The organism is Halomonas sp. MES3-P3E, assembly GCF_002836035.1.
Classification (GTDB): Bacteria; Pseudomonadota; Gammaproteobacteria; order Pseudomonadales; family Halomonadaceae; genus Vreelandella; species Vreelandella arctica.
This window is the reverse complement of the sequence record NZ_PJBT01000010.1, coordinates 1-21,971: the sequence shown is the minus strand read 5'-3', so window position 1 is coordinate 21,971 and position 21,971 is coordinate 1. Positions and strand designations below refer to the sequence as shown.

At 51.9% G+C, this 21,971-nt stretch carries 22 protein-coding genes and 2 tRNA genes; 12 read left to right on the top strand and 12 right to left on the bottom strand.

All coding sequences use genetic code 11. The features are described from left to right. The first annotated feature begins 25 nt into the window (after window positions 1-25). From CXF87_RS03200 to CXF87_RS03190, 3 genes are all read left to right on the top strand, one after another. A complete protein-coding gene (locus CXF87_RS03200; protein ID WP_101145444.1) occupies window positions 26-607 on the top strand; it encodes a cytochrome b in 582 nt (193 codons plus the stop codon). An 83-nt stretch (window positions 608-690) separates the two neighbouring features. After that, window positions 691-1,275 (top strand): YceI family protein, encoded by a 585-nt coding sequence (locus CXF87_RS03195; protein WP_035557424.1) that lies wholly within the window; start codon window positions 691-693, stop codon window positions 1,273-1,275. A 96-nt stretch (window positions 1,276-1,371) separates the two neighbouring features. Continuing rightward, window positions 1,372-2,718 carry an MATE family efflux transporter gene (locus CXF87_RS03190; RefSeq protein WP_101145443.1) on the top strand — a complete coding sequence of 449 codons (1,347 nt, stop codon included), beginning with the start codon at window positions 1,372-1,374 and terminating at the stop codon, window positions 2,716-2,718. On the opposite strand, the gene CXF87_RS03185 is transcribed toward CXF87_RS03190, so the two are convergent. From CXF87_RS03185 to CXF87_RS03170, 4 genes are all read right to left on the bottom strand, one after another. After that, window positions 2,715-4,199, bottom strand: coding sequence for a uracil permease (locus CXF87_RS03185; RefSeq protein ID WP_035557427.1), 1,485 nt, complete (start codon window positions 4,197-4,199; stop codon window positions 2,715-2,717). The two genes, CXF87_RS03190 and CXF87_RS03185, sit on opposite strands and share 4 nt — an antisense overlap. A gap of 139 nt (window positions 4,200-4,338) precedes the next feature. Further along, window positions 4,339-5,529 carry an amino acid aminotransferase gene (locus tag CXF87_RS03180; RefSeq protein ID WP_008956208.1) on the bottom strand — a complete coding sequence of 397 codons (1,191 nt, stop codon included), beginning with the start codon at window positions 5,527-5,529 and terminating at the stop codon, window positions 4,339-4,341. Then, window positions 5,530-5,868 (bottom strand): 4a-hydroxytetrahydrobiopterin dehydratase, encoded by a 339-nt coding sequence (locus CXF87_RS03175; RefSeq protein WP_008956209.1) that lies wholly within the window; start codon window positions 5,866-5,868, stop codon window positions 5,530-5,532. Window positions 5,869-5,898: 30 nt separating this feature from the next. Continuing rightward, window positions 5,899-6,801: a GGDEF domain-containing protein gene (locus CXF87_RS03170; RefSeq protein ID WP_101145442.1), complete on the bottom strand. Its 903-nt coding sequence runs from the start codon at window positions 6,799-6,801 to the stop codon at window positions 5,899-5,901. Between the two features lie 266 nt (window positions 6,802-7,067). Between CXF87_RS03170 and cobA the strand changes: the two genes are divergently transcribed. The 4 genes from cobA to dcd all read left to right on the top strand — a co-directional run bounded on the left by cobA (window position 7,068) and on the right by dcd (window position 10,875). Beyond that, on the top strand, window positions 7,068-7,868 hold the full coding sequence (gene cobA, locus CXF87_RS03165; protein WP_101145458.1) for a uroporphyrinogen-III C-methyltransferase: 801 nt from the start codon (window positions 7,068-7,070) through the stop codon (window positions 7,866-7,868). A 187-nt stretch (window positions 7,869-8,055) separates the two neighbouring features. Beyond that, window positions 8,056-9,345 carry a kinesin gene (locus CXF87_RS03160; protein WP_101145441.1) on the top strand — a complete coding sequence of 430 codons (1,290 nt, stop codon included), beginning with the start codon at window positions 8,056-8,058 and terminating at the stop codon, window positions 9,343-9,345. Between the two features lie 151 nt (window positions 9,346-9,496). Next, the gene (gene apbC / locus CXF87_RS03155) at window positions 9,497-10,297 is read left to right on the top strand and encodes an iron-sulfur cluster carrier protein ApbC (protein ID WP_052703755.1); all 801 of its coding nucleotides are present in this window, start codon (window positions 9,497-9,499) and stop codon (window positions 10,295-10,297) included. A gap of 11 nt (window positions 10,298-10,308) precedes the next feature. Further along, window positions 10,309-10,875, top strand: a complete 567-nt coding sequence (dcd, locus tag CXF87_RS03150; protein ID WP_101145440.1) for a dCTP deaminase — start codon at window positions 10,309-10,311, stop codon at window positions 10,873-10,875. Between the two features lie 88 nt (window positions 10,876-10,963). Here the strand turns inward: dcd and purN are convergent, their stop codons facing one another. Continuing rightward, the gene (gene purN / locus CXF87_RS03145) at window positions 10,964-11,713 is read right to left on the bottom strand and encodes a phosphoribosylglycinamide formyltransferase (RefSeq protein ID WP_101145439.1); all 750 of its coding nucleotides are present in this window, start codon (window positions 11,711-11,713) and stop codon (window positions 10,964-10,966) included. Then, complete coding sequence (gene purM / locus CXF87_RS03140) at window positions 11,710-12,777, bottom strand: phosphoribosylformylglycinamidine cyclo-ligase (protein ID WP_101145438.1); 1,068 nt, start codon at window positions 12,775-12,777, stop codon at window positions 11,710-11,712. The genes purN and purM overlap by 4 nt, the downstream gene beginning before the upstream one ends. 225 nt (window positions 12,778-13,002) lie before the next feature. On the opposite strand from purM, the gene CXF87_RS03135 reads away from it, so the two are divergent. Together CXF87_RS03135 and hda are read left to right on the top strand one after the other, a co-directional pair. After that, the gene (locus CXF87_RS03135) at window positions 13,003-14,148 is read left to right on the top strand and encodes an AI-2E family transporter (protein WP_035557450.1); all 1,146 of its coding nucleotides are present in this window, start codon (window positions 13,003-13,005) and stop codon (window positions 14,146-14,148) included. Continuing rightward, the gene (hda, locus tag CXF87_RS03130; RefSeq protein WP_101145437.1) at window positions 14,145-14,852 is read left to right on the top strand and encodes a DnaA regulatory inactivator Hda; all 708 of its coding nucleotides are present in this window, start codon (window positions 14,145-14,147) and stop codon (window positions 14,850-14,852) included. Before CXF87_RS03135 ends, hda begins: the two co-directional genes overlap by 4 nt. Window positions 14,853-14,993: 141 nt before the next feature. Here the strand turns inward: hda and CXF87_RS03125 are convergent, their stop codons facing one another. After that, window positions 14,994-15,368 (bottom strand): phasin family protein, encoded by a 375-nt coding sequence (locus CXF87_RS03125; RefSeq protein ID WP_101145436.1) that lies wholly within the window; start codon window positions 15,366-15,368, stop codon window positions 14,994-14,996. A gap of 234 nt (window positions 15,369-15,602) precedes the next feature. Between CXF87_RS03125 and CXF87_RS03120 the strand changes: the two genes are divergently transcribed. Next, entirely contained in the window at window positions 15,603-16,979 is a 1,377-nt protein-coding gene (locus CXF87_RS03120) for a class II fumarate hydratase (protein ID WP_101145435.1), read from the top strand. 20 nt (window positions 16,980-16,999) lie between these two features. Here the strand turns inward: CXF87_RS03120 and CXF87_RS03115 are convergent, their stop codons facing one another. Then, window positions 17,000-18,070, bottom strand: coding sequence for an endonuclease/exonuclease/phosphatase family protein (locus CXF87_RS03115; protein WP_101145434.1), 1,071 nt, complete (start codon window positions 18,068-18,070; stop codon window positions 17,000-17,002). A 216-nt stretch (window positions 18,071-18,286) separates the two neighbouring features. Here CXF87_RS03115 and CXF87_RS03110 point away from each other — a divergent pair. Beyond that, window positions 18,287-18,363, top strand: a tRNA-Val gene (locus tag CXF87_RS03110). A gap of 23 nt (window positions 18,364-18,386) precedes the next feature. Further along, a tRNA-Val gene (locus tag CXF87_RS03105) sits at window positions 18,387-18,463 on the top strand. 75 nt (window positions 18,464-18,538) lie between these two features. On the opposite strand, the gene CXF87_RS03100 is transcribed toward CXF87_RS03105, so the two are convergent. From CXF87_RS03100 to CXF87_RS03085, 4 genes are all read right to left on the bottom strand, one after another. Further along, window positions 18,539-19,018, bottom strand: coding sequence for a GAF domain-containing protein (locus CXF87_RS03100; RefSeq protein ID WP_101145433.1), 480 nt, complete (start codon window positions 19,016-19,018; stop codon window positions 18,539-18,541). A gap of 101 nt (window positions 19,019-19,119) precedes the next feature. Further along, entirely contained in the window at window positions 19,120-19,911 is a 792-nt protein-coding gene (locus tag CXF87_RS03095) for a MetQ/NlpA family ABC transporter substrate-binding protein (RefSeq protein WP_101145432.1), read from the bottom strand. Window positions 19,912-20,014: 103 nt separating this feature from the next. Next, window positions 20,015-20,668, bottom strand: a complete 654-nt coding sequence (locus tag CXF87_RS03090) for a methionine ABC transporter permease (RefSeq protein ID WP_008956224.1) — start codon at window positions 20,666-20,668, stop codon at window positions 20,015-20,017. Next, entirely contained in the window at window positions 20,649-21,707 is a 1,059-nt protein-coding gene (locus tag CXF87_RS03085; RefSeq protein ID WP_035557469.1) for a methionine ABC transporter ATP-binding protein, read from the bottom strand. The genes CXF87_RS03090 and CXF87_RS03085 overlap by 20 nt, the downstream gene beginning before the upstream one ends. Between the last annotated feature and the right edge of the window lie 264 nt (window positions 21,708-21,971).

The following is a 21,971-nucleotide window of genomic DNA, read 5'->3' as shown; positions in this document are numbered from 1 at the left end:
TAGCGACGAATAAGGGAAAACAATGATGTGGAGTAATAGTCGCAGCGGGTGGGGGTTGATCAGTATTCTGTTTCACTGGCTAAGCGCGCTGGCTATTACCGGTCTGTTTGCGCTGGGCTGGTGGATGACGGACCTTGGCTATTATGACCCCTGGTACAATCAGGGCCCATGGGTACATCGCTCGATTGGTATGTTGCTACTATTTGCCACCTTGGCGCGATTAGTATGGCGTTTTGCTCAGCCAACCCCTACGGCAGAAGGCGGCCGCCTAGAGGTTATTGCTGCCCATGTGGGGCATATCGCTCTTTATGTGCTTGTATTGCTGGTCATGGTGAGCGGCTACTTAATTTCTACCGCTGACGGGAGCGGTATCAGTGTCTTTGGTTGGTTTGAGGTGCCTGCACTGGTATATGACTTCCCCAACCAGGCAAGCTTGGCAGGTAACGTACATTGGTATAGCGCTCTGGCATTGATGATTATATCGGCAGGTCACGCGCTTGCCGCGTTTAAGCATCACTGGCTAGACCGGCACTCAACATTGGTACGTATGCTAAACCCAGCGCATAGCCGAGCTAGCGATCATAGTGCAACAAAGTCATCACGTTAGCCGTTTACACTTTTTCTAAACATCGCGCGTAAGATAATTGACTTTCCGCGGTGCCTATTAAGTAAAGCAAGGAGCAATTCAATATGTTCAAGAAAACAGCATTTGCATCCGCGATTGCCGCTGTAGCGCTGGTACCATTGAGCCAAGCACAGGCAGCTGATTACCAAATCGATACCGAAGGCCAGCACGCCTTTATTCAATTCAAAATTTCTCACTTGGGCTTCTCTTACATTCTAGGTAGCTTTGAAGAGTTTGAGGGCCAGTTCGCTTACGATCCTGAAGACCTTGAAGCATCTTCAGCAGAAATCGAAGTCCAAGTGGATAGCCTGACCAGCAACCATGCTGAGCGTGACCGTCATATCCTGAGCGGCGACTTCCTGAATGCCAGTGAATTTCCGACAGCGACCTTTACCTCCACAGGCTTTGAGTCAACGGGTGATAATGAAGGCGTGTTGACCGGTGATTTGACCCTGCACGGCGAAACTCAAGAGATTGAAATGCCGGTTACCCTGATGGGTGAAGGCGATGACCCGTGGGGCAACTACCGCGCTGGTTTTGAAGGCAGCACTACGCTGACCTTGGGCGATTACGGTATTAATATGAGTGACTTCCCTGAATCTATGCATGAACTTGAGCTATATGTGACGTTTGAAGGTATTCGTCAGTAAGAACTTACTGAGCTAAGTACGCCACTGCCCTTTAAGGGCGGTGGCGTTTTACGTTACAACCGATAAATAATTATCCATCACCTAAGGAGAGAGTGCTTGGCTGCTGTCATGCAACAAAAAGAGTTGGCGATAACCCTATGGCGCCAAACGTGGCCTATGGCCATTGGGGTGTTGGCGCTATTGGGTTTTCAACTTGTTGATAGCGCATTTATTGCTCGTTTGGGTACTGCGCCGTTGGCCGCGCAATCATTTACCTTTCCGTTGTCGTTTCTGATTATCGGCATTCAGGTAGGGATGGGTATTGCGATTGCCGCGCTTATTTCGCGGGCATTGGGGGCGGGTGAAGAAGCCCGGGCGAGACGCTTAAGCAGTTTGGTGCTTATGGCGGGTGGCGGCGTCATCGGCCTCTTGGCGATCGCATTATGGATATTTTATGTGCCTATCTTTCGACTGCTGGGCGCGGATGAAACGACGCTTTCCTATATCCGCATTTATTGGGCACCTCAGCTGCTATCCGCATGGTTGGGGGCACTGCTTTATTTCAGCTACAGCGTTTTTCGTGCCCACGGTGACACCCGTCTACCAGGCAAAATGATGGTGCTGAGTAGTCTTGTGAACCTTGTTCTCGATCCACTGCTAATCTTTGGTATTGGTGATTGGGAAGGCTGGGGTCTACCTGGCGCAGCCTGGGCAACCGCGATTGCTTTTTCAGTAGGTCTATTGGTGACCACGCGTAAATTACTTAAACGCCAGTGGGCCGCTCAGCAGGGACTGTGGCAAGAGGCCAAACAGTCGTGGCGGCCATTTACGGGTATTGCCGCACCGGCCATGGTCAGCCAGCTGATGCCACCCTTGGCTGCGATGCTGGCAATCTCTGTTGTGGCGGGCCTGGGTGAAAGCGAAGTGGCCGCCTGGGGCTTGGCAAGCCGTTTGGAGACACTCTCACTGATGGTCATTCTGGCCATGACCATGTCGCTGCCGCCGTGGTTAGGGCGTTGCTACGGGGCTGGTGATTGGGGGCAGATACAGCAGCTGATGACGTTAGCCATTAAGGTCGCGCTATTTTGGCAACTGGGTCTCGGCATAGTGTTGGCACTGGGAGCGCCCTGGCTAGCGATGGCGTTGGCAGGCAACCCGGATGTGAAAAGCGAGCTGACGCTGCTGATTCGTTTTCTCTTGCCTAGCTATGCGGCACTAGGTGTTTGCATGCTAGTCGTCTCGGCAGGTAATGCGTTAGGTTGGCCATTACGAGCCATGCTGTTATCCAGTGCGCGGCTGTTTATTTGTTATTTGCCTTGCCTATGGTTGGGCTCGCAGTTCTTCGGTTGGTGGGGGCTGGCGGCGGGTGCGGCCGTGGGGAATCTGCTGGCAGGCTTTATGGCATGGCTCGTTATGCGGCGTATGTTATCCCGCCCGCATCGGCAGGCGGGATTCATCCATTAACGCTTGCGTGCTGCTTCCTGATAGGAAAAATACATAAACAGTAGTGCCATACCCAAGTAGCCCATGACAAACTCTGGCGCTGCATTGAAAGAGAGTTTAGGGGCGTGCATTAGTCCGAAAAACGAAAAGCCCGCCGCAATTGCCGCGAAGGCGGCTGCACGCCTAAACTGATGATCAATCACCGAGACCGTCATAGCGCCCAGTAGGATCGCCATAAACATGGCCCCTTGGCCCATTACTACGATGGCACTTGAGATATCGGTCACTACCTCGCCAGCCCCGCGATTAAAGCGCGTCATCACGTAGTTAGCAAAGTAGGGCAGCATGGCCAGCGCCACGGCAGGGTAGTAGCGCGTGTCGTTGGCTTGAAAGGCGGTCGCAATCATCGACATGCCAACAAAGACTAGAATGGGCGCTACTACAGAAACGGGAATAATTGCTGCCAGCGCAGCAATGAGACCGAACATGGTGGCTAAGGCATATACAGCGCCATTCAGCAGGCTGTATCCCCGGCCCGCGCCCATCCATTTAGCGCCTACCGTTGCGATATAAACCGTAGTTGGAAAGACGCCGCCAAATAGCGCGCCAATCATGGTGCCTGCGCCATCTACTGCCTGGCATTCGCGCACATCGTATTTGTCGCCTGCCGCCTCCATTGCTTCCACGTTGTTCATGGTTTCAATAGCGTTATACAGTGTAATGGGCAGCACCACGGTCAGCACTGCAAGCATGCTGGTCAGCAGTAGCCCCAGCCCCTCAAACCAGGCCAGATTGGGAAGTAATGGATAAAAGCCTAGGTGGGTAAAGGCATCGCTAAACCGTTCGGTGCCAGCGTCGCCAATCAAGTAGGCCATGGCGGTACCGACAATAATGGCAAATAGCGAGGTTGGAAGCTTAAAGGGCATGCTGACGCGGGCCACTAAGCCAACAATAATAATCGCTAACACCAGCAGGCCGATAATCGGCATTTCGAGTGTTTTAAACAGCATTTCTCCGGCAATAAACGTCAGTGCAACGCCGGCCACTGCGCCAAGCATAGCGGCTCTTGGTAAGTGGTATTGCACCCAGCGACCAATGACGCTAATCGCGGCTTCAATGGCACCGCTTATAAAGCAGGCGGCAACAGCCACTTTCCAAGCCATTTCCGCATCGCCGGTGAGCTGTTTGGCGGGTAGCAATACGCCGAACAGGAATACGAACATCACCGGCGTCGAGATACCGTAAGAGAGCGCTGTCACATCCGCCCGGTTCTCTTTGCGTGCCAGCCTTGCCGCGCTCCATGCATAGTAGAAGTTGCCTACCATCACCGCTACCGCTGCGCCGGGCAGCACTTGCCCATAGACAATGGAGGCAGGAAACCCCATGCCCAGCATAGTGATGGCGATAATGACAAAGTTGGCGATGTTGTTTTGGAAGAGAGCGAAGAATGCGTCAGTGTCTTCTTTTTTGTACCACGGATAGTGAGTGCTGGCAGCCGCCATGTTATGCCTCTTGATTATGGTGTGTTGTATACAAGGCTATACTGAGTGTGCCGAAGTGTTGACTAATCGGTCAAATGCCTAATACATGAAAACGCCCAGGCGTTGCCTGGGCGTTTGTTACTGCGTTGCTGCTTGGCGATTAGTCGTTAACAGCGGCAATCGCTTTGGCCAAGTAGGGGAGATTCTCGTGGGAGAAGCCCGCTACGTTGGCGCGACCCGAGCGCACCATGTAGATACCAAACTCGTCACGCAGGCGATCGACCTGTTCCGGCGTTAAGCCGGTGTAGGAGAACATGCCACGCTGCTCAGCAACGCAGGCGTACTTCTCGTCCAGTCCGTAGGGCTTCAGTGCTTCCACAAAGTCGCGGCGCAGGGTATTGATGCGATCACGCATTTCGGTGAGTTCTTCACGCCACATCTCGGTCAGTTCGGCGTCGTGGAGAATTTCGCTGACGATAGAGCCGCCGTGAGCGGGCGGGTTCGAGTAGTTCTCACGGGCAACGATGGCGACTTGAGAGCGGATGTTGTCCATCTGCTCGTTATTTTTGGCCACCATGATCAAGCAACCGGTACGCTCGCAGTAAATACCAAAGTTTTTAGAGCATGAGCTGGTGATGATCGCTTCATCAAGGTTCTCTGCCAGCAGGCGCACGCCATAAGCATCTTCATCCAGACCTTCGCCAAAGCCTTGATAGGCGAAATCGATCAGCGGAAGCAGCTTGCGTTCACGCACGATTTCCAGCACTTCCTGCCACTGGTCATGGGAAAGATCAAAACCGGTAGGGTTATGGCAGCAGGCGTGTAGCACCACCACATCACCTTCAGGAATGCTTTTCAGCGCTGACCGCATGCCGTCAAAGTCGAGACGGTTGTCGGGGTCAACGTAAGGGTACTTGTGCAGCTCAATACCAGCTGCCGTAAAAATGCCGTGGTGGTTCGGCCATGTCGGGTCACTTACCCAGATACCCTTACCCGGCAGCTGTGTGGCAATAAAATCTGCAGCCAAGCGCAGCGCGCCGGTACCGCCTGGTGATTGGGTGGCGCTGGCACGATTGGCTTTTAAGACGGATGAATCAGCGCCAAAAACCATGGGCAGCACGACTTCGCCATAGCTAGGCGCGCCGTGAGAACCGATATAGGTTTTTGTCGTTTCGTTTTTGAGCAGGCGAGCTTCTGCTTCCTTAACAGCGCGCATTACCGGCGTATTGCCTTGGGTATCACGGTAAACACCGACACCTAAATCCACTTTTTGCGGGTTGGTATCTTTTTTGAAAGCTTCGATCAGCCCGAGAATGGCGTCTCCTGGGACTCGCTCAATATGCTCAAACATTTATTCGGCTACCTCGTCGGTTCTGGCGGCAAGAATGAAGTCATTTAGATGCAGGCCTTTAATAGCATGAGACCACCACGTGACGGTGGCTTTGCCCCACTCTGTGGTAATAACGGGGTGGTGGCCAGCCTGCTCTGCAATATCACCAACGCGTTGGGTGAATGCCAATGCGCTGGCGAAGTCGCGAAATGTAAAACTCCGTGACAGCTTCATGATGCCATCGTGCTCGACAATCTGCCACTGGCTGAGGCTTTTTAGCCGCTCTTGGGCTTCTCCTAAGCTTAGCGGCTGAGCATTTTTACCGCAGGGTTCGCAGGTAGATTCAGCGAGCGTTGCCATCTTTTTGCTCCTCTAGCGGGGTATTTCTTACTAGCGTAGAAGGCAAACGCAGTCGCGACCAATATCCTTGGCGTTATACAGCGCTTGGTCGGCCCGTTCGATCAAACTCGTAAGAGGCTCGCCACAACGAAATTCGGCAATTCCGATGCTTAGTGTTACCTGGCCAGCACCCATGCCGAAGTCGTACACACTGAAGGCATGGCGTATTCGGTCGGCAAGTGTATGGCAATGCTGCAGCGATGTGAGCGGCAGCACGACCATAAACTCTTCTCCGCCCAGGCGGGCGATCATGTCTTCACAGCGCAGTAGTGACTGCGCTTGTGTCGCCAACTGTTTGAGCACGTCATCACCGTGCAAATGGCCCCAGCGGTCGTTAAGGCGTTTAAAATGATCGATATCGATCATCATGATGGAGAGCGGCGTGCCATGGCGGGTGCTAAGTGAGGCTATATTAGTTAAATGCACCATCAATTTGCGCCGATTGGGTAACTCTGTGAGCGGGTCTGTATCGCATAGCTTGCGAAGCCGCTGCTCCTCGGAGACCTGGTCGCTAATGTCCATCATTATGCCGTTCCACTGCACTCCATCCACGACCGTCTTTGGTCGTGCGCTCACCGCAATCCAGTGTGGTTTTTCTTTCGGGAACGGTAGTAAGAAGCGGGTCGTCAGCGGCAGCATCCAGCGTGCTGAGCGTTCGATCGCTGACATGATTTTGGGGTGATCATTGCCCGTTAATTGCTCAACCAACTCACCAGCATTTTGTGCGAGCAGATCTCGGTCAATATATTTGAGAGCCACGCCGCCACCCTCTATATAGGGAAAGCGCATATGACCGTTACGAGCGCGGTGTAATTGAAAGATGACGCCAGGAATCTGGGGTATCAAGTGGTCAGCGCTGATTCGCTGGGGTGCGTCTATATCATTCACGGGCATGCGTGAATCTCCAAGCATATGCCAATTTAATTTTGGTCGTGAAGATTAGCGCTATTTGCGTAATCAGTATGTAAGTAATTGCAGACAATATGGTTAAAATCTATATCTTTTAAGAATATGTATATTATTTTATATAATACAAAATATTGAATTATAAGCAATAGTCGATGCGTTATTGGCATTTAGTGATAAAATTAATTACTTTTTTGCATATTAAAAAACTTTTTTATTCCTGAGGTGGTTTCTTGAAAGAAGCACAAGAGCAAATGTCTCGCTCGTATGGCTTTGTCAGTTTAGTGGGGGCAGGGCCCGGCGATCCAGAGTTATTAACGCTGAAAGCTTACAAGCGCCTACAGGCCGCTGAAGTCGTGCTGTATGACCGTCTAGTCAGCGATGAAATTGTTGCGTTTATACCCGCGCAAGCACAGCGCTTTTATGTCGGGAAAGCGCGCTCGCAGCACAGCGTTCCTCAAGATGGCATTAATCAGGCGCTAGTAAAATGGGCGCAGCAAGGTAAGCGCGTTGTTCGTCTTAAAGGTGGCGATCCGTTTATTTTTGGCCGCGGAGGTGAAGAGCTTGAGGCTCTGGTGGCGGCGCACATTAGTGTGGAAGTTATACCGGGAGTAACCGCGGCGTCGGGCTGTGCGGCGTATGCGGGAATACCGCTGACCCATCGCGATCATGCTCAGTCGGTGCGCTTTGTGACCGGTCATTTGCAGCAAGGCGAATGTGATCTTGATTGGGATGCGCTCGCGCGGCCAGGGCAGACGTTGGTGTTTTATATGGGGTTGGGTAGCGTGAACGTCATTAGTCAGGCGTTGATCAAGCACGGATTAGCGCCAGAAACACCGCTTGCCTTGATTGAGCAAGGAACAACGCGCCAACAGCTAACTCATATTGGATGTTTGTCAGCGTTGCCAGCTACTTTCTTGGCGGGTCACATTAAACCGCCTACGCTGCTAATAGTGGGAAGTGTGGTGTCGCTGCATACGACGCTCAATTGGTTTGATGTGCACAATGGACAAGCATCAGGCTTCCATGAGGGGAAACACCCTTCTGCAAATTAACGTGATTCATCATCGAGGGTGGTGGTAACGTTACAGCAACATTTATATACGATTGTTACTAACAAACTGGCTAGATACAGTGAGCTGTGTATGCTGAAAGGAAGATCATCCACGGCTAGCGCATTACAAATGCAATTGATTACCGTTAGCTGGGCCAACGTTAGCTTAGACCAAAGAGGAACGCATAATGTCGGAAACAAATAATACGGATCACCCGTCACCGGCCAACAAGCCGGAGCCAGCTAAAAAGACAGGGCCGGCTAAAAAGGCGGATATGAAAACTCTCTTTCAAGATAACCGAGTAAAAGCGATTGCAGGGATCGCTGCTATTGCGGTTGTCTGGGCGATCATGGCGCAGTCTAATGCAGGCTCTCGCCAGGATCGCGTCGATAGCTTAGAAGAGCAGCTCGCTAGCGTTGAGCAAGAAAATAGCCAAATGAGCCAGCGCATTAGCGAAATAGAGGAAGCTGAAACCAATTTAGCCGCGCTGCAAGAAGAAATGGCTTCTCTTGAGGCTCAGCAGCAAGAGGCCAGTTCGTCGCTTGAGAGTGCCCGAACTAATGTCAGCGATGTGCAGTCGCGGTTAGAAGAACTTGAATCCGAGCGAAATGCGCTAGAAGAAGAAATCGCCTCTCTTAATGAGCAGATAGAGAGCGCTGACAGTGAGATGAGCGCGCTGCGTGAAGAGCGCGACGAGATCATCAGCACTCGCGATGAGGCGGAAAGTACTCTCCAGCAAGTTGAAGAAGCGCGTTCTAGCGCTGAAGAAGCTCGTCAGGAGGCTGAAGCCGCCCGTCAAGAAGCCGAGGAGCAGCGCCAACAAGCGGTTGAAGAGCTGGGCAGCATGGAAGAGGAGCTGTCAGGGCTAGAAGAGCAGATTAGCCAGTCAAATGAACAGCTAAGCGGTTTAGAAGAGGAAATCTCAACTGCCCAAAGCGAGCTTGATGAACTAAAAAGCGAGCGTGATTCCATCACTAGCGAACGCGATGAGCTGCAAAATGAAGTGGATTCGCTAACGGCGCTTCGCGAAGAGGAAGAGCAGAGCTTGAGCGACGTGCGCACCGAGCTCGATGACGTCATGGTCGCTTTAGAGATGGGCCGTGAGGAAGTGTCGAGCGTTGAGAATGATATTGAAGAGCGTGAGAGCCAACTAGAGCGCTTAGAGAGTCAGCTTGGTGAATGGCGCGATGAGCTTTCCACACTAGACAGCCGTTTGGCCGACGCTGAGGAGTCTGCTGGTGAAGCCACTTCTTCTTCCCAGAGCAGCGGTTCAGAAAGTGGCTCGTCAGAAAGCGGTTCGTCTGAAGACAGCTCTTCAGACGACGGCGCTTCAGACGATGGCTCTTCAAATAGTGGTTCTTCAAATGACAGCTCTGCACAAGAGAATTCGTCAGAAGAAGCGTCTAGCAATGGCGATGAGAGCGCCAACGATAGCGATGGTGGTAGTGAGGAAGCACAGCAAAACGCTGCTGGCTAATAGTGAAAAGCGGTAACGCTGTAGACTAGCAACACGAGAGCGGATGTCGGGCAACCGGCATCCGCTTTTTGTTTGCTGGTTTATGATTGAGCCCCCGAGGAGTATCATTCACTCAACGTTAATTAAGTGCCTAAATGAGGAGTGCCATTGAATGGATGGGGTTAAACATATTATTGCAGTGGCATCGGGTAAAGGTGGCGTGGGTAAATCCACGGTCACCGTTAACTTGGCGTTAGCCTTGTCTGCGCAAGGATATCGTGTGGGTGTTCTTGATGCAGATATTTACGGCCCCAGTCAGGCTCAGATGCTGGGTGTTAAAGAGGGTGTACGCCCTCAAGCGGCTGCCAACGATAAATTTCTGCCGCTGGAAGCGCATGGCCTTCAAGCCATGTCGATGGCGTTTATGGTTAACACTCGCGAGCCAATGGTGTGGCGTGGTCCTATGGTGGTGGGGGCGTTTCAACAGATGCTGACGCAAACCCAATGGGACAATCTCGACTTTCTGTTGATCGACATGCCGCCGGGCACTGGCGATATCCAACTGACGCTGGCGCAGAAAGTGCCGGTGGCAGGCGCTGTGATCGTCACAACGCCGCAAGATATTGCGCTTTTAGATGCCCGCAAGGGGATCGAGATGTTCCGCAAGGTTAACGTGCCGGTACTGGGCGTAGTGGAAAATATGAGCCTTTACCACTGTGAAAACTGTGGCCATGAAGCGGCTATTTTTGGTACTGGTGGCGGAGATAACATCGCTCAAGAATACGATACCCAAGTGCTTGGACGGCTACCACTCACGCTCTCCATCCGTGAACTGACGGATTCAGGGCGCCCGAGTGTCATATCTGAACCTGAGGGGACGGTGAGCCAGACCTTTGCTGTTATCGCCCAAAAAGTAGCCGAAGCGGTTAATGCCAATCAAGGCGATGGACCCACTATTTCCTTTAGCGAGTGATGAAGTAACACATGAGTATCAAATCTGATAACTGGATTCGTCGCATGGCCAAAAGCGACGCGATGATTGAGCCTTTTGAAGCCGAACAGGTGCGCTATGTGAACGACCAGCGCGTTATTTCCTACGGTACTTCAAGCTATGGCTATGACGTGCGTTGTGCTGATGAATTCAAAGTCTTCACCAATATTCACTCAGCGATTGTGGATCCGAAGGCGTTTGATGAAAAAAGCTTCGTCGATATTAAGGGCGATGTGTGCATTATTCCGCCGAACTCATTTGCACTGGCGCGCACGGTTGAGTACTTCCGTATCCCGCGTAATGTGCTGACGATCTGCCTGGGTAAATCCACCTACGCGCGCTGCGGTATTATTGTTAACGTAACGCCGCTGGAGCCTGAGTGGGAAGGCCACGTTACCTTAGAGTTCTCTAACACCACCAATCTGCCCGCGAAAATCTATGCCCATGAGGGCGTCGCGCAGATGCTGTTCTTGGAGTCTGATGAGGTTTGCGAAACGTCATATAAAGATCGGGGCGGAAAATATATGGGCCAGCGCGGGGTTACGCTACCGCGTACCTAGTCCTGCGAAATGCATTGCCAAAAAAAGCGCCTTACGGTTTTGCCGTAAGGCGCTTTTTGCTGCTTGCTGTGACGATATCAGTCTAGCCTTACGACTCTTCGTCAAACTCCTCATCAAGCTCTTCAGCCGCATCGGCGTGGGAGAGGCGCATCCCGTGTTCTGGTAGTAGGTGGCCATCCATTTTGGCACCTTCTGGACTGAACTGGAGCCTGCCTTCTAAAAACCACTGCACGGCAATGGGATAAAGCAGGTGCTCGCGAGAGCGCACCTTCTCTTGCAGTGTTTCCACCGTATCGTCAGCGCTGACCTGAAGCTCGGCCTGGAGTACTACGGGGCCCCCGTCCAGCTCTTCGGTGACGAAATGAACGCTACAACCATGACTTGTAACGCCGTCTGCCAGGGCGCGGGCATGGGTGTTTAAGCCTTGGTAAGAAGGGAGCAACGAAGGATGAATGTTTAGCATACGGCCCAAAAAGCGTTGTACAAAGCGAGGTGTCAATATACGCATGAAGCCCGCCAGAACGATAAGGTCCGGCTCATGGCGCTCAATGACCTTGATCAGGGCGCCGTCGTAGGCTTCACGGCTATCATATTCGCGATGGGGCAGTGCCACCGCTTCAATACCTGCTTCGTGGGCACGTTTTAAACCATAGGCATCAGCGATATTGGAGATGACGGCAACAATTTCGCCACCTCCTAAACGGTCGTGGGATTGGGCATCAATTAACGCCTGCAGGTTGCTGCCATTGCCTGAAACCAGCACCACGATGCGACGCGCGCCTAGTGGGTCTGGGACCACATCTCTAATGGTATCGCTTTGATAATCCGTATTGGTCATGCCGAGAGGTTCTCCAAAATAACGGCTTCCTCTTGGCGCTCAACGATCTGTCCTAGGCGGTAAACAGTTTCGCCTTCGGCTTCCAAGTGAGCTGTTGCCTGCTCAGCTTGCTGTTGGGAGACCACGACAACCATGCCAATACCGCAATTAAGCACACGATGCATTTCGGTTTCATTGACATTGCCCTGGGCCTGGAGCCAATCGAACACGGCAGGGCGCTCCCAGCTGGCAATATCAATATGCGCCGCGAGATTATCAGGCAGTACGCGGGGAATATTTTCAAGCAGCCCGCCACCGGTAATATGCGATAGGGCATGTACCGCAATATCGCTGCCGCGCATTAAAGAGAGCAGAGATTTTACATAGATGCGAGTAGGCGCCATTAGCGCATCACCGAGAGACTTGCCGTCAATGTCTGTGTCTAGCGAAGCGTTGCTGACGTCGAGTATTTTACGAATCAGCGAGTAACCGTTGGAGTGAGGTCCTGATGATGCCAGCCCCAGAATCACGTCGCCTTCGGCCACTTTACTACCATCTAAGATGTCTGCTTTTTCAACAACACCGACGCAAAAGCCAGCTAAATCGTAATCGCTGCCTTTGTACATGCCCGGCATTTCCGCGGTTTCGCCGCCTACTAGAGCGCATCCAGCCAGCTCGCAGCCAGCACCAATACCGGTGACAACATCAGCGGCAATATCCACATCGAGCTTGCCCGTGGCATAGTAGTCAAGAAACAGTAGCGGTTCGGCACCCGCCACGATCAAATCGTTGACACACATAGCGACTAAATCAATACCAATCGTGTCGTGTTTGCCAAGATCCATCGCTAGGCGCAGTTTCGTGCCGACGCCATCGGTTCCCGAGACTAAAACGGGTTGCCGATAGCCTGCTGGAATTTCACATAGCGCGCCAAAACCACCCAGCCCGCCCATGACTTCTGGGCGTGTGGTGCGTTTGGCAACGTGTTTGATGCGGTCAACCAGGGCATTACCGGCATCAATATCGACGCCTGCGTCCTTATAGCTGAGGGAAGGAGTAGCCGAAGAAGAGGAGGTCTCGGTCATGACAGATCCTGTGAAGCAATTAGCGGTGCTGGTAGTGCTGGCGACAAAGCCAGTGCTGGGCTTAACTTGAGCGGATTGTAACACTCAGCGGCTCAGGTCGCACCGCTGTGACACATGATGAAAAGCATACGAGCAGCTTTTGTTCATATGCGGCATAGTAGTGGTAAGTAAAAATAGTAGTGTTTAATGAAAATGTTGGTTTAAAGCCACGTTTGAGAGGGAACTATGCGGAATTCTTGGTGGGGTGTCCTGTTTTTAGTGGTGATCGGCGGTTTGATTTATTTGTTAGATGCAGTACTGATGCCTTTTATTGCTGGGATGATTCTCGCTTATCTAGCCGATCCGTTAGCAAACCAGTTCCAGCGTTGGGGGATGAACCGCCCATTAGCAGTCAGTAGTGTGTTTTTGGTGTTACTCCTCATTCTAGTGGTGAGTTTGCTCATATTGATTCCGCTGATTGTCCAGCAGCTTAAACAATTGGGAGAGGCCATCCCGAGTATCTTCAACTGGGTGGAAAATATCCTTGCCCCACAGGTGCAGGAGTGGACTGGCTACGATGTGACGGCGGAATTAACCAATGTCCGCGAAACACTCGCTGAAAACTGGCGGGATGCCGGTGGCTATTTAGCCCAGGCCTTAGGCCAAATTGGCCGCTCAGGGATGGCATTCGTTTCTTGGATTACCTATGTGGCCTTGATCCCTGTCGTTACTTTCTATTTGCTTTTGGACTGGAACCGTTTGCTCGATAATATTGCCAATTTGATTCCGCGTCAGTGGGCAGATGATACCTTTCGCTTAGCGCGCCGCTGCGATGAAGTGCTTTCATCATTTTTGCGCGGGCAGTTGCTCGTTATGCTGTGTTTAGGAATTATTTATTCGGTAGGTTTGACGTTGATGGGCCTAAATTTTGGCCTACTCATCGGCTTTGTGTCGGGGCTAGTAAGCATCGTGCCGTTTTTGGGCTTTATCGTTGGGTTAGTAATCGCTCTAGTTGTCGCGCTTTTCCAGTATGCTACTTGGTGGGCCTTGGTCGGCGTCATTTTGGTGTTCAGTATCGGCCAAGTGGCTGAGAGTGTGATTCTACAGCCTAAGTTACTAGGTGATAAAATTGGCCTGCATCCGGTCGCCGTCATATTTGCGGTGCTGGCGGGGGGGAATCTATTTGGACTGACAGGGGTGTTGTTAGCACTGCCCGTCGCGGCGGTCATTCTAGTGCTACTTAAAGAGGTTAAGGTTCGTTACCAACATAGTGAGTTGTACGACGATAAAAACATCGACAAAGAGTCAACGATAATTGAATCCAGTTCTTCATATCATGATGAGTTAGGTCGTGATAAGCAGGGTCGTAACGATTTTGGGGAATCACCATGAGCCGAATACCGGCACAGCTTCCACTGGGGATCGGGCTGCGGGATGACACTACTTTCGATAACTATTATGCGTCGCGGGCAAACGCACCGCTGGTTGAGCATATTACCCAGCAGTTAACCCCCACGGGAGAGCAGTTTCTTTATCTCTGGGGTGCTCCTGGTGTTGGCCGTAGTCATTTGCTTCAAGCCGCCTGTCACGCCGCATCGGATGCTGACAAGCGCACGCTTTATTTGCCACTAAGTGATTTAGGCCATTTTCCGCCATTAATGCTGGAAGATATCGAGCGCCTGGACCTTGTCGCCATTGATGACCTGGAGTGTGTGATTGGTCGTAAACGTTGGGAAGAGGCGCTATTTCACGCCTTTAATCGGCTGCGTGATGCAGGTAAAAAGCTGGTGATTACGGCAAGCGCCTCCCCACGCCAATTAAATGTGGTGCTGCCCGATTTGGCTTCGCGCTTGACTTGGGGAGTGACTTTTCACGTACATCCTTTAGAGGATGATGAAGAGCGCTTGGCAGCTTTAAAACTGCGCGCCAGCGTGAGAGGAATGCAGCTACCCGATGACGTCGGGCGCTATATTTTGCATCGTGGCCCGCGCGAGCTGGGCGAGCTTTGCCGCGCGGTGGAAACGCTGGATAAAGCGTCTTTATCGGCCAAGCGAAAACTAACCATTCCGTTTGTGAAATCTGCACTTAATTGGTGAAATGAGATAGTTGGTGAAAATGAGATGGTTGGTGACGCGAGAGATTGGTGAAACGTAGATGAAAATTGATGGCGCAGTAACTAAAACGCCACCGCTGGCAAGGCCAGCGGTGGCGTTATCGATTACTTAAACCTTGTTGGTTTAGGCAGTTTTCGTCATTTTGCTAGCAGCAGTTTGCGCCTGCTTGACGTTATCTTCAGTGATTTTCTGGCTTTTCTGGATAAAGTCCTGCTGTAGCGATACCACTTTATCGGCATCGCCTTTAGCGCGCTCGGCTAAGTCTTTAGCAACTTTCTGCTGACTTTCCATGTAGCTACGCAGGCCTTCAGCATCCTTGACATCCATCATCTGGCGCATCTGTGCAACGCCTGTGTCGAAATAGGCTTTGCTGGCATCCATTTGAGCATTGACCATTTTTTCGCTGTAATCAATGCTCAATGCCATATAGGCGCGTACCGGTGCCATAAACATATTGTCGAACTGCTGAGTCATTTCGTTAGTATTTAAAGTGCGCATCGTCATACCCTCCAGGGTTCAGTCTTGCCAAAAGCAGCTATCCTGAGGTTGGCGCTGCTTATTAATGAATTAGCTTTTTAAGCTATCTTGCGGTGCAGCATAGCAAGTCTGTTTGTGCAGTGCAACATTTTCGTTTAATGCTTTGTAATAGCGGTGGTTAACACCCATAACGAACGATACAGCGACGCTGTGCTCAAAGCCTGAGCAGCCCGCATTTTCAAAGGAGGACGAGCAATGGCAACACGTATGGAACGCGACAGCATGGGTGAGTTAGCAGTGCCGGAGGATGCGCTTTACGGTGCGCAGACGCAGCGGGCGATTAATAACTTTCCTGTTTCTCATTCGCCCATGCCCCCGGCCTTTATCCACGCGGTCGCCCGTATCAAACTAGCGGCCGCGCGCGCCAACCAAACGTTAGGAGGGCTTGATAGCGCACGTGGCGAAGCTATCCAAAAAGCGGCTCGTGACGTATTAACCGGCAAGTATGATCAGCATTTCCCCATTGATGTTTTTCAAACCGGTTCAGGTACTTCCACCAATATGAACGTCAACGAGGTGTTGGCGACCTTAGCAAGCCGTGAAGGCGTTGAGGTAACCCCGAACGATCACGTTAATATGGGGCAATCAAGTAATGATGTGATTCCGACGGCGATCCATCTTTCGGCGGCCATTGCCGTTCACGAATCGCTGCGCCCAGCCCTCGTTCATCTGCGCGATACGATTGATCAGCGCGCGAGCGAACTAAGCCATGTGGTAAAAACCGGCCGTACGCATCTTATGGACGCTATGCCGCTGCGTATGGATCAAGAGCTGGGCGCCTGGTCGAGCCAGATTAATCAGGCCATTGAGCGTTTTGACAGCGCAATGAAGCGACTCTGCAGATTAGCGCAAGGCGGAACCGCTGTGGGTACCGGTGTTAACGCGCCAACCGGTTTTGCTGAGCAGGTTGCTCAAGAGCTGAGTGAACAGACCGGGTTAATGTTCACACCCAATGACAGCTTTTTTGCCAGCCTCTCGTCACAAGATGCGGCGGTAGAGCTCTCAGGGCAATTGAAAGGGCTCGCTTGCGTGATCATGAAAATTGCCAATGATTTGCGCTGGATGAACTCTGGCCCATTGGCAGGGTTGGGGGAAATTGAACTTGAGGCATTGCAGCCCGGTAGCTCCATTATGCCAGGCAAAGTGAATCCGGTGATTCCAGAATCAGCCGCTCAGGCTGCCGCGCAAGTAATCGGTTTAGACACCGCCATTACGGTTGCCGGACAAAGCGGTAACTTTCAATTGAACGTGATGTTGCCGCTGGTGGCTTCCAATCTACTGACCTCCATTAGCCTGATGAGCAATACCGCCCGACTGCTGGCAGATCGAGCGATTGCTACCTTTAAAGTGCGCGAGGAGAATGTAAAAGGTCCGCTAGCGAAGAACCCTATTTTGGTAACGGCATTAAATGGCGTGATTGGTTATAACGCTGCCGCGGCAATTGCTAAAGAGGCTTATCAAGGCGGGAGGGCGATTATTGATGTCGCTGAGGAGAGGACCGACCTGGATCGCGAAACGTTAGAGCGGTTGCTAGACCCGGCCGTGCTTACCCAGGGAGGCATCCCTGAGTAAGCAATTCATATAGCCAGCGATCAGGTCTCTTGTTTTTCCGTTTTACCTTCTTGGATGGTTTCGCTGGCTTCACTTCGCTCTTCCGTACTGGCCTCTGGGGTTTCTGCTTCATTTTTGCGCGAAGGGCGATAGCAAAACGTTGCCAACATAGGAAAATGATCAGAACCGAAGTATTTAAGCCGCTGCATGCCCACCAGCGTGAAGTGTTCGGTCACAAAAATATGGTCCAGTGGCCAGCGCAATATCGGGTATTTGGCGTGGAAGGTGCTGAACAACCCGCGCCCGCGGCGTGGGTCGAGCATGCCGCCAATACGGCAAAAAAGGCGTGTGGTGCGTGACCATGCCACATCGTTTAGATCTCCAGCGACGAGTGTCGGTTGGGGGTCTTCATGAATACGTTTGCCTACCAACAACAGCTCTGCATCGCGCCAAAGGGATTTTTCACTCTCGCTAGGTGCTGGCGGGCGAGGGTGCAGGGCAAATAGGCGAATAGAGTCACCGTTAGCCAGCGTTACTCTGGTATGAATAGACGGGATGTCATCTTGAATCAGCCATTCAACGGAGGTGTCGGTAAGCTCAAGATGAGAATAGAGGTGCATGCCATAAAGATTGTCTAGCGGGATTTTAACGCTATTGGGCCATTGCTCAGCTAACGCGGGATCCAATTGGTCTTGCCACCATTGGTCAGACTCTAGCGTTAATACGATGTCAGGCTGGTGCTGTTTGATCATATCGATTAACGGTTGAACTTGCCGATTAGGCGTCAGCACGTTAGCAATCAGCAGGGTAATGGTTTTATCTTCGTCGTTACTTTTTGCTGTTTTAACCTGTATAGGCCATAGGCGAGTAAAAGGCATAATGTAGTAGCCTTGGATCAGAAAAGTGATGCCTGACGCAAGTAGTGCTACCCATTGCCATGGGCCAGCCTCGACCAGTATTGCCGTTGCAATGAAGGTGACTAACGCTAGGCTAATAATCTGTAGGCGTGGAAACTCAAAACTGCGAACCCACCACCAATGTAATTCTATGCGCGCCATCAGTGTCGCTATTAATAACACGATGGCTATGCTTCCTAGCAAAATACCCAGCATGGTCTATCACCCTTAATGAATATCAAGAATATTAAAATACCCAGCCTAGCGGTATAAGGATTATAAAGATAGAAATGCGCTATAAATGACGATCTATATCCCGTTGAGCGGCTCAGGGTGCATTCGCTCGTGGTGTAAAATAGCTTGCAATTCAGTGATGAAAGCGTAAAATACGCATCCGTTGCTTAGCTAGCGCCATCTGTTTCAGCGCGCAATAGGACCATAGCTCAGTTGGTTAGAGCGCCACGTTGACATCGTGGAGGTCGGCGGTTCAAATCCGCCTGGTCCTACCATTCGCTAGCCAGCCCCAATTTCTAGGACCATAGCTCAGTTGGTTAGAGCGCCACGTTGACATCGTGGAGGTCGGCGGTTCAAATCCGCCTGGTCCTACCAGCTGTTATCAAAACACCCCGGCATTTATTGCTCGGGGTGTTTTCGTATGGGCGTTGTTAGCGTTTTATGAAGCCGCTAGCGTTCAATTAAGTCGGGAAGCTCTGTCTGACGTATAAAAGTGGCGACTAGGGCTTCAATGCCTGCTTGGTCTTGTGAGGTAAAGCGCGCATGGAGAGGGCTGTCCAGATCAAGAACCCCCCAAAGGGTGCCGTTGACTACAATGGGCACTACCAACTCGGAGCGTGAGTTGGCGTCGCAGGCAATATGGTCAGCCACCGCATGCACATCGTCGACTCGCTGAGTGATTTGCTGGCGTGCAGCGGCACCGCATACGCCTTTGCTGAATGGGATCGGGTGGCAGGCAGGCTGCCCTTGGAACGGGCCCAGGCCCAAGACGTCAGGCTGGCGCTGGAGATAAAAGCCGACCCAGTTAAGGTCGCTAAGCTGCTGCTGAATAAAAGCACACGTTTGGGCGCTGTTGGTGAGCCAGTCGCGCGTATCAAGCAGCGCTTCGAGCTGGCGATTAAGAAGTGGGTAGTCAACGCTGTTTTGCATGAAGCCTCTCTTGCTACTAACGCAACAGGCCGGCACTTTTTGCATAGGAGATACCTATGCGTGCCGGCCTGATGTCATCTATTGATTACTAATTCGCGGTTTTACTCGGTCCAGCCAGGTACCGCAGCACCTTTAAATAGCTCTTCCGCTTTTTCAATCACTTCATCACGCTGATAGGCGTCGACCAGTTGGCGAATCTCTTCGCGCTCTTCGTCACCGCCACGTACGGCGATCAAGTTAACATACGGAGATTCAGGGCCTTCTTTAATCAAGGCGTCATCCAGGCTCAGGCCAGCAGGCTGCGCGAAGGTATTATTGATGAACGCCATATCGACATCAGGCAGTACGCGAGGAAGCTGGGCCGCCTCAATTTCGCGGAAACGGAAGTCACGGGGGTTTTCAGCGATATCAATAGGTGTTGATTCCAGAAACTCTGGGTCGTTAAGGGTGATCAGCCCTTCGTTGTGCATCAGGATCAACGCGCGGCCCTCATTAGAAGGATCGTTGGGCAGCGCGATTTGCGCACCGTCAGGTAGATCGTCGATGCTGTCGTATTTTTCTGAGTAAGCGCCGATTGGGTAAACGAAGGTATAACCCGCAATTGCCAGGTCATAGCCGCGATCTTCTACCATCGACTGCAAGTAGAGCTCGTGCTGGTAGGCGTTGGCATCCAGGCTGCCGTCGGCCAGAGCAGCATTGGGCGTGACGTAATCAGTGAACTCAATGATTTCGACATCCAGATCATACTCTTCTTTGGCAATGCGCGCTGCCACTTCCATTACTTCCGTTTCAGGGCCGGCAACGGTACCCATCTTGATGCTGCGCGTTTCAGCGTTAGCGACGTTAACCGCAAGGGCTAAGGCGGTAAGACTACCAATAATGAGTTTTTGCATGAGGTCTCTCCAGTAACGTTGTACGTAATGGTTCAATGATGCGGTAATAAGAAGCAGTTGTCTAATGCGTTTTGGTTATATTGGATTATTCCGTTGGGCGCTTTTATTTACGATCACTCTTGCGCACCAAGTAGTCACCCAGGCTTTGGAAGCCTTGCACCATAACAACCAGAATCACTACCGTAATCAGCATGATGGTGGGGTTGAAGCGGTTGTAGCCGTAGCGAATGCCCAAGTCGCCTAGGCCGCCGCCGCCGACGGCACCCGCCATGGCGGAGTAACTGACCAGCGTGACGGCGGTAATCGTTAAGCCAGTCATGATTCCGCCACGGGCTTCTGGGATCAGTACTTTGCAAATGATCTGCCACGGCGTTGCCCCCATGGCTTGGGCGGCTTCAATTAATCCTGGCGAAATCTCATTCAGCGCTGCTTCTACCAGCCGAGCAACAAACGGAATGGCAGCAATAGTAAGCGGCACTGACGCGGCGTTAATACCAATTGAGGTACCTACCAACATGCGCGTAAAAGGGATGATGGCCACCATCAAAATAATGAACGGAATAGAGCGGCCAATGTTGGTAATAATGCTCAGCAATTGATTGAGCACCGGCTTCGCCAATATTTGGCGTGGGCGAGTGACATACAGCATCACGCCAAGCGGTAGGCCCACTAGGGTAGAAATAAGCCCTGAGACGGCCACCATATAAAGGGTATCCAGCGTGGCCTGTAAAATAAGATCAATCATTGCGCTGGACATGGCCGAGTACCTCTACCTGTAGTTGATGAGATTCAAGATAGGTCATGGCTTGCTGAGTTTGCGTCGGCGTGCCCAGCAGCTCAGCGATCATCAGGCCCAGTGTGCGTTCCTGGATCGACTCTACCTTGGCTTGCAAAATGCTGACATCGACCCCGCACTCGCGAGCCAGGCGTGAAATCAGCGGTGTGGAAACCGCGTCGCCAGAAAACGTTAGGCGTACCACCGGATGTGTATTATCGCCAGGGGTATCAACGAGTCTTTCTATCAGCTCTTTAGGCGGCGTTAGCTGAAGAAAGTCATTGAGAAACTCACGGCCAAGCTGGGTGCGAGGGGCGGTGAAGAAGTCGCCGACTTCGGAATCCTCCACCAATTCGCCGTCTGAAATCAGGCTGACGCGGTGGCAGATCGATTTCACCACTTCCATCTCGTGGGTGATCAGTAGAATGGTGATCCCCAGTTGATGATTAATGTCACGCAGCAGTTCTAATATAGAGCTGGTGGTCTGTGGATCTAACGCGGAGGTGGCCTCATCGCACAGTAATACCTGCGGCTTGCTGGCCAGTGCCCGAGCAATCGCGACGCGCTGTTTCTGGCCGCCTGAAAGCTGGGCGGGATACTGATCCGCTTTATCTGCCAGGCCAACCATTTCCAGCAGTGGAATAACACGTTCGCGAACGGTATGACGTTTTTGTCCCATCAGCTCAAGCGGTAGGGCAACATTATCGAAGACCGAGCGCGTGGTTAGCAGATTGAAGTGCTGAAAAATCATACCGATGCGGTGACGTGCCTGGTTAAGGGCTGCGTTACTCAGGCTCGTCATTTCCTGGCCATCCACTGTCACGGTGCCACTAGTGGGGCGCTCTAGCAGATTAACGCAGCGAATTAGTGTCGATTTCCCCGCGCCAGACAGGCCAATGACGCCGTGAATGGTGCCTTTGGGCACGATGAGGTTGGCTTCTTTAAGCGCATGGATGGCATTGGAGCCGTTGCCTTTGTTGTTGCTGAAATAGGTTTTACTGACGTTGCTAAGTTCAATCATAGCGTCTGCCTTAACGGTAGGCCGAAGACGGAGTGCGGGGTGCAAGCATTGGGCGGGTCAGTATAGGGCGGGCCTGCAGCGAATGAGAAACAAAAAAGGCCACCCTAATGGGCGGCCATCAACGCTGGACACACCCTTTTAGCTGCACTTCACCGAGTTAGAAACTTGGTGGACGCCCGCAATCTGGGTACAAATCGGCGTCATTACATTTGCGGCAAAAGCTTAGAGATAGGTAGGTGTTTTGTCAATTATAGCCGTCTGATT

Coding starts and splice junctions, on each gene's coding strand:
- CXF87_RS03200 (WP_101145444.1), top strand. CDS start 26: ATGTGGAGTAATAGTCGCAGCGGGTGGGGGTTGATCAGTATTCTGTTT.
- CXF87_RS03195 (WP_035557424.1), top strand. CDS start 691: ATGTTCAAGAAAACAGCATTTGCATCCGCGATTGCCGCTGTAGCGCTG.
- CXF87_RS03185 (WP_035557427.1), bottom strand. CDS start 4,199: ATGGCGGCTGCCAGCACTCACTATCCGTGGTACAAAAAAGAAGACACT.
- CXF87_RS03180 (WP_008956208.1), bottom strand. CDS start 5,529: ATGTTTGAGCATATTGAGCGAGTCCCAGGAGACGCCATTCTCGGGCTG.
- CXF87_RS03175 (WP_008956209.1), bottom strand. CDS start 5,868: ATGGCAACGCTCGCTGAATCTACCTGCGAACCCTGCGGTAAAAATGCT.
- CXF87_RS03170 (WP_101145442.1), bottom strand. CDS start 6,801: ATGCCCGTGAATGATATAGACGCACCCCAGCGAATCAGCGCTGACCAC.
- cobA (WP_101145458.1), top strand. CDS start 7,068: ATGTCTCGCTCGTATGGCTTTGTCAGTTTAGTGGGGGCAGGGCCCGGC.
- CXF87_RS03160 (WP_101145441.1), top strand. CDS start 8,056: ATGTCGGAAACAAATAATACGGATCACCCGTCACCGGCCAACAAGCCG.
- apbC (WP_052703755.1), top strand. CDS start 9,497: ATGGATGGGGTTAAACATATTATTGCAGTGGCATCGGGTAAAGGTGGC.
- dcd (WP_101145440.1), top strand. CDS start 10,309: ATGAGTATCAAATCTGATAACTGGATTCGTCGCATGGCCAAAAGCGAC.
- purN (WP_101145439.1), bottom strand. CDS start 11,713: ATGACCAATACGGATTATCAAAGCGATACCATTAGAGATGTGGTCCCA.
- purM (WP_101145438.1), bottom strand. CDS start 12,777: ATGACCGAGACCTCCTCTTCTTCGGCTACTCCTTCCCTCAGCTATAAG.
- CXF87_RS03135 (WP_035557450.1), top strand. CDS start 13,003: ATGCGGAATTCTTGGTGGGGTGTCCTGTTTTTAGTGGTGATCGGCGGT.
- hda (WP_101145437.1), top strand. CDS start 14,145: ATGAGCCGAATACCGGCACAGCTTCCACTGGGGATCGGGCTGCGGGAT.
- CXF87_RS03125 (WP_101145436.1), bottom strand. CDS start 15,368: ATGCGCACTTTAAATACTAACGAAATGACTCAGCAGTTCGACAATATG.
- CXF87_RS03120 (WP_101145435.1), top strand. CDS start 15,603: ATGGCAACACGTATGGAACGCGACAGCATGGGTGAGTTAGCAGTGCCG.
- CXF87_RS03115 (WP_101145434.1), bottom strand. CDS start 18,070: ATGCTGGGTATTTTGCTAGGAAGCATAGCCATCGTGTTATTAATAGCG.
- CXF87_RS03100 (WP_101145433.1), bottom strand. CDS start 19,018: ATGCAAAACAGCGTTGACTACCCACTTCTTAATCGCCAGCTCGAAGCG.
- CXF87_RS03095 (WP_101145432.1), bottom strand. CDS start 19,911: ATGCAAAAACTCATTATTGGTAGTCTTACCGCCTTAGCCCTTGCGGTT.
- CXF87_RS03090 (WP_008956224.1), bottom strand. CDS start 20,668: ATGTCCAGCGCAATGATTGATCTTATTTTACAGGCCACGCTGGATACC.
- CXF87_RS03085 (WP_035557469.1), bottom strand. CDS start 21,707: ATGATTGAACTTAGCAACGTCAGTAAAACCTATTTCAGCAACAACAAA.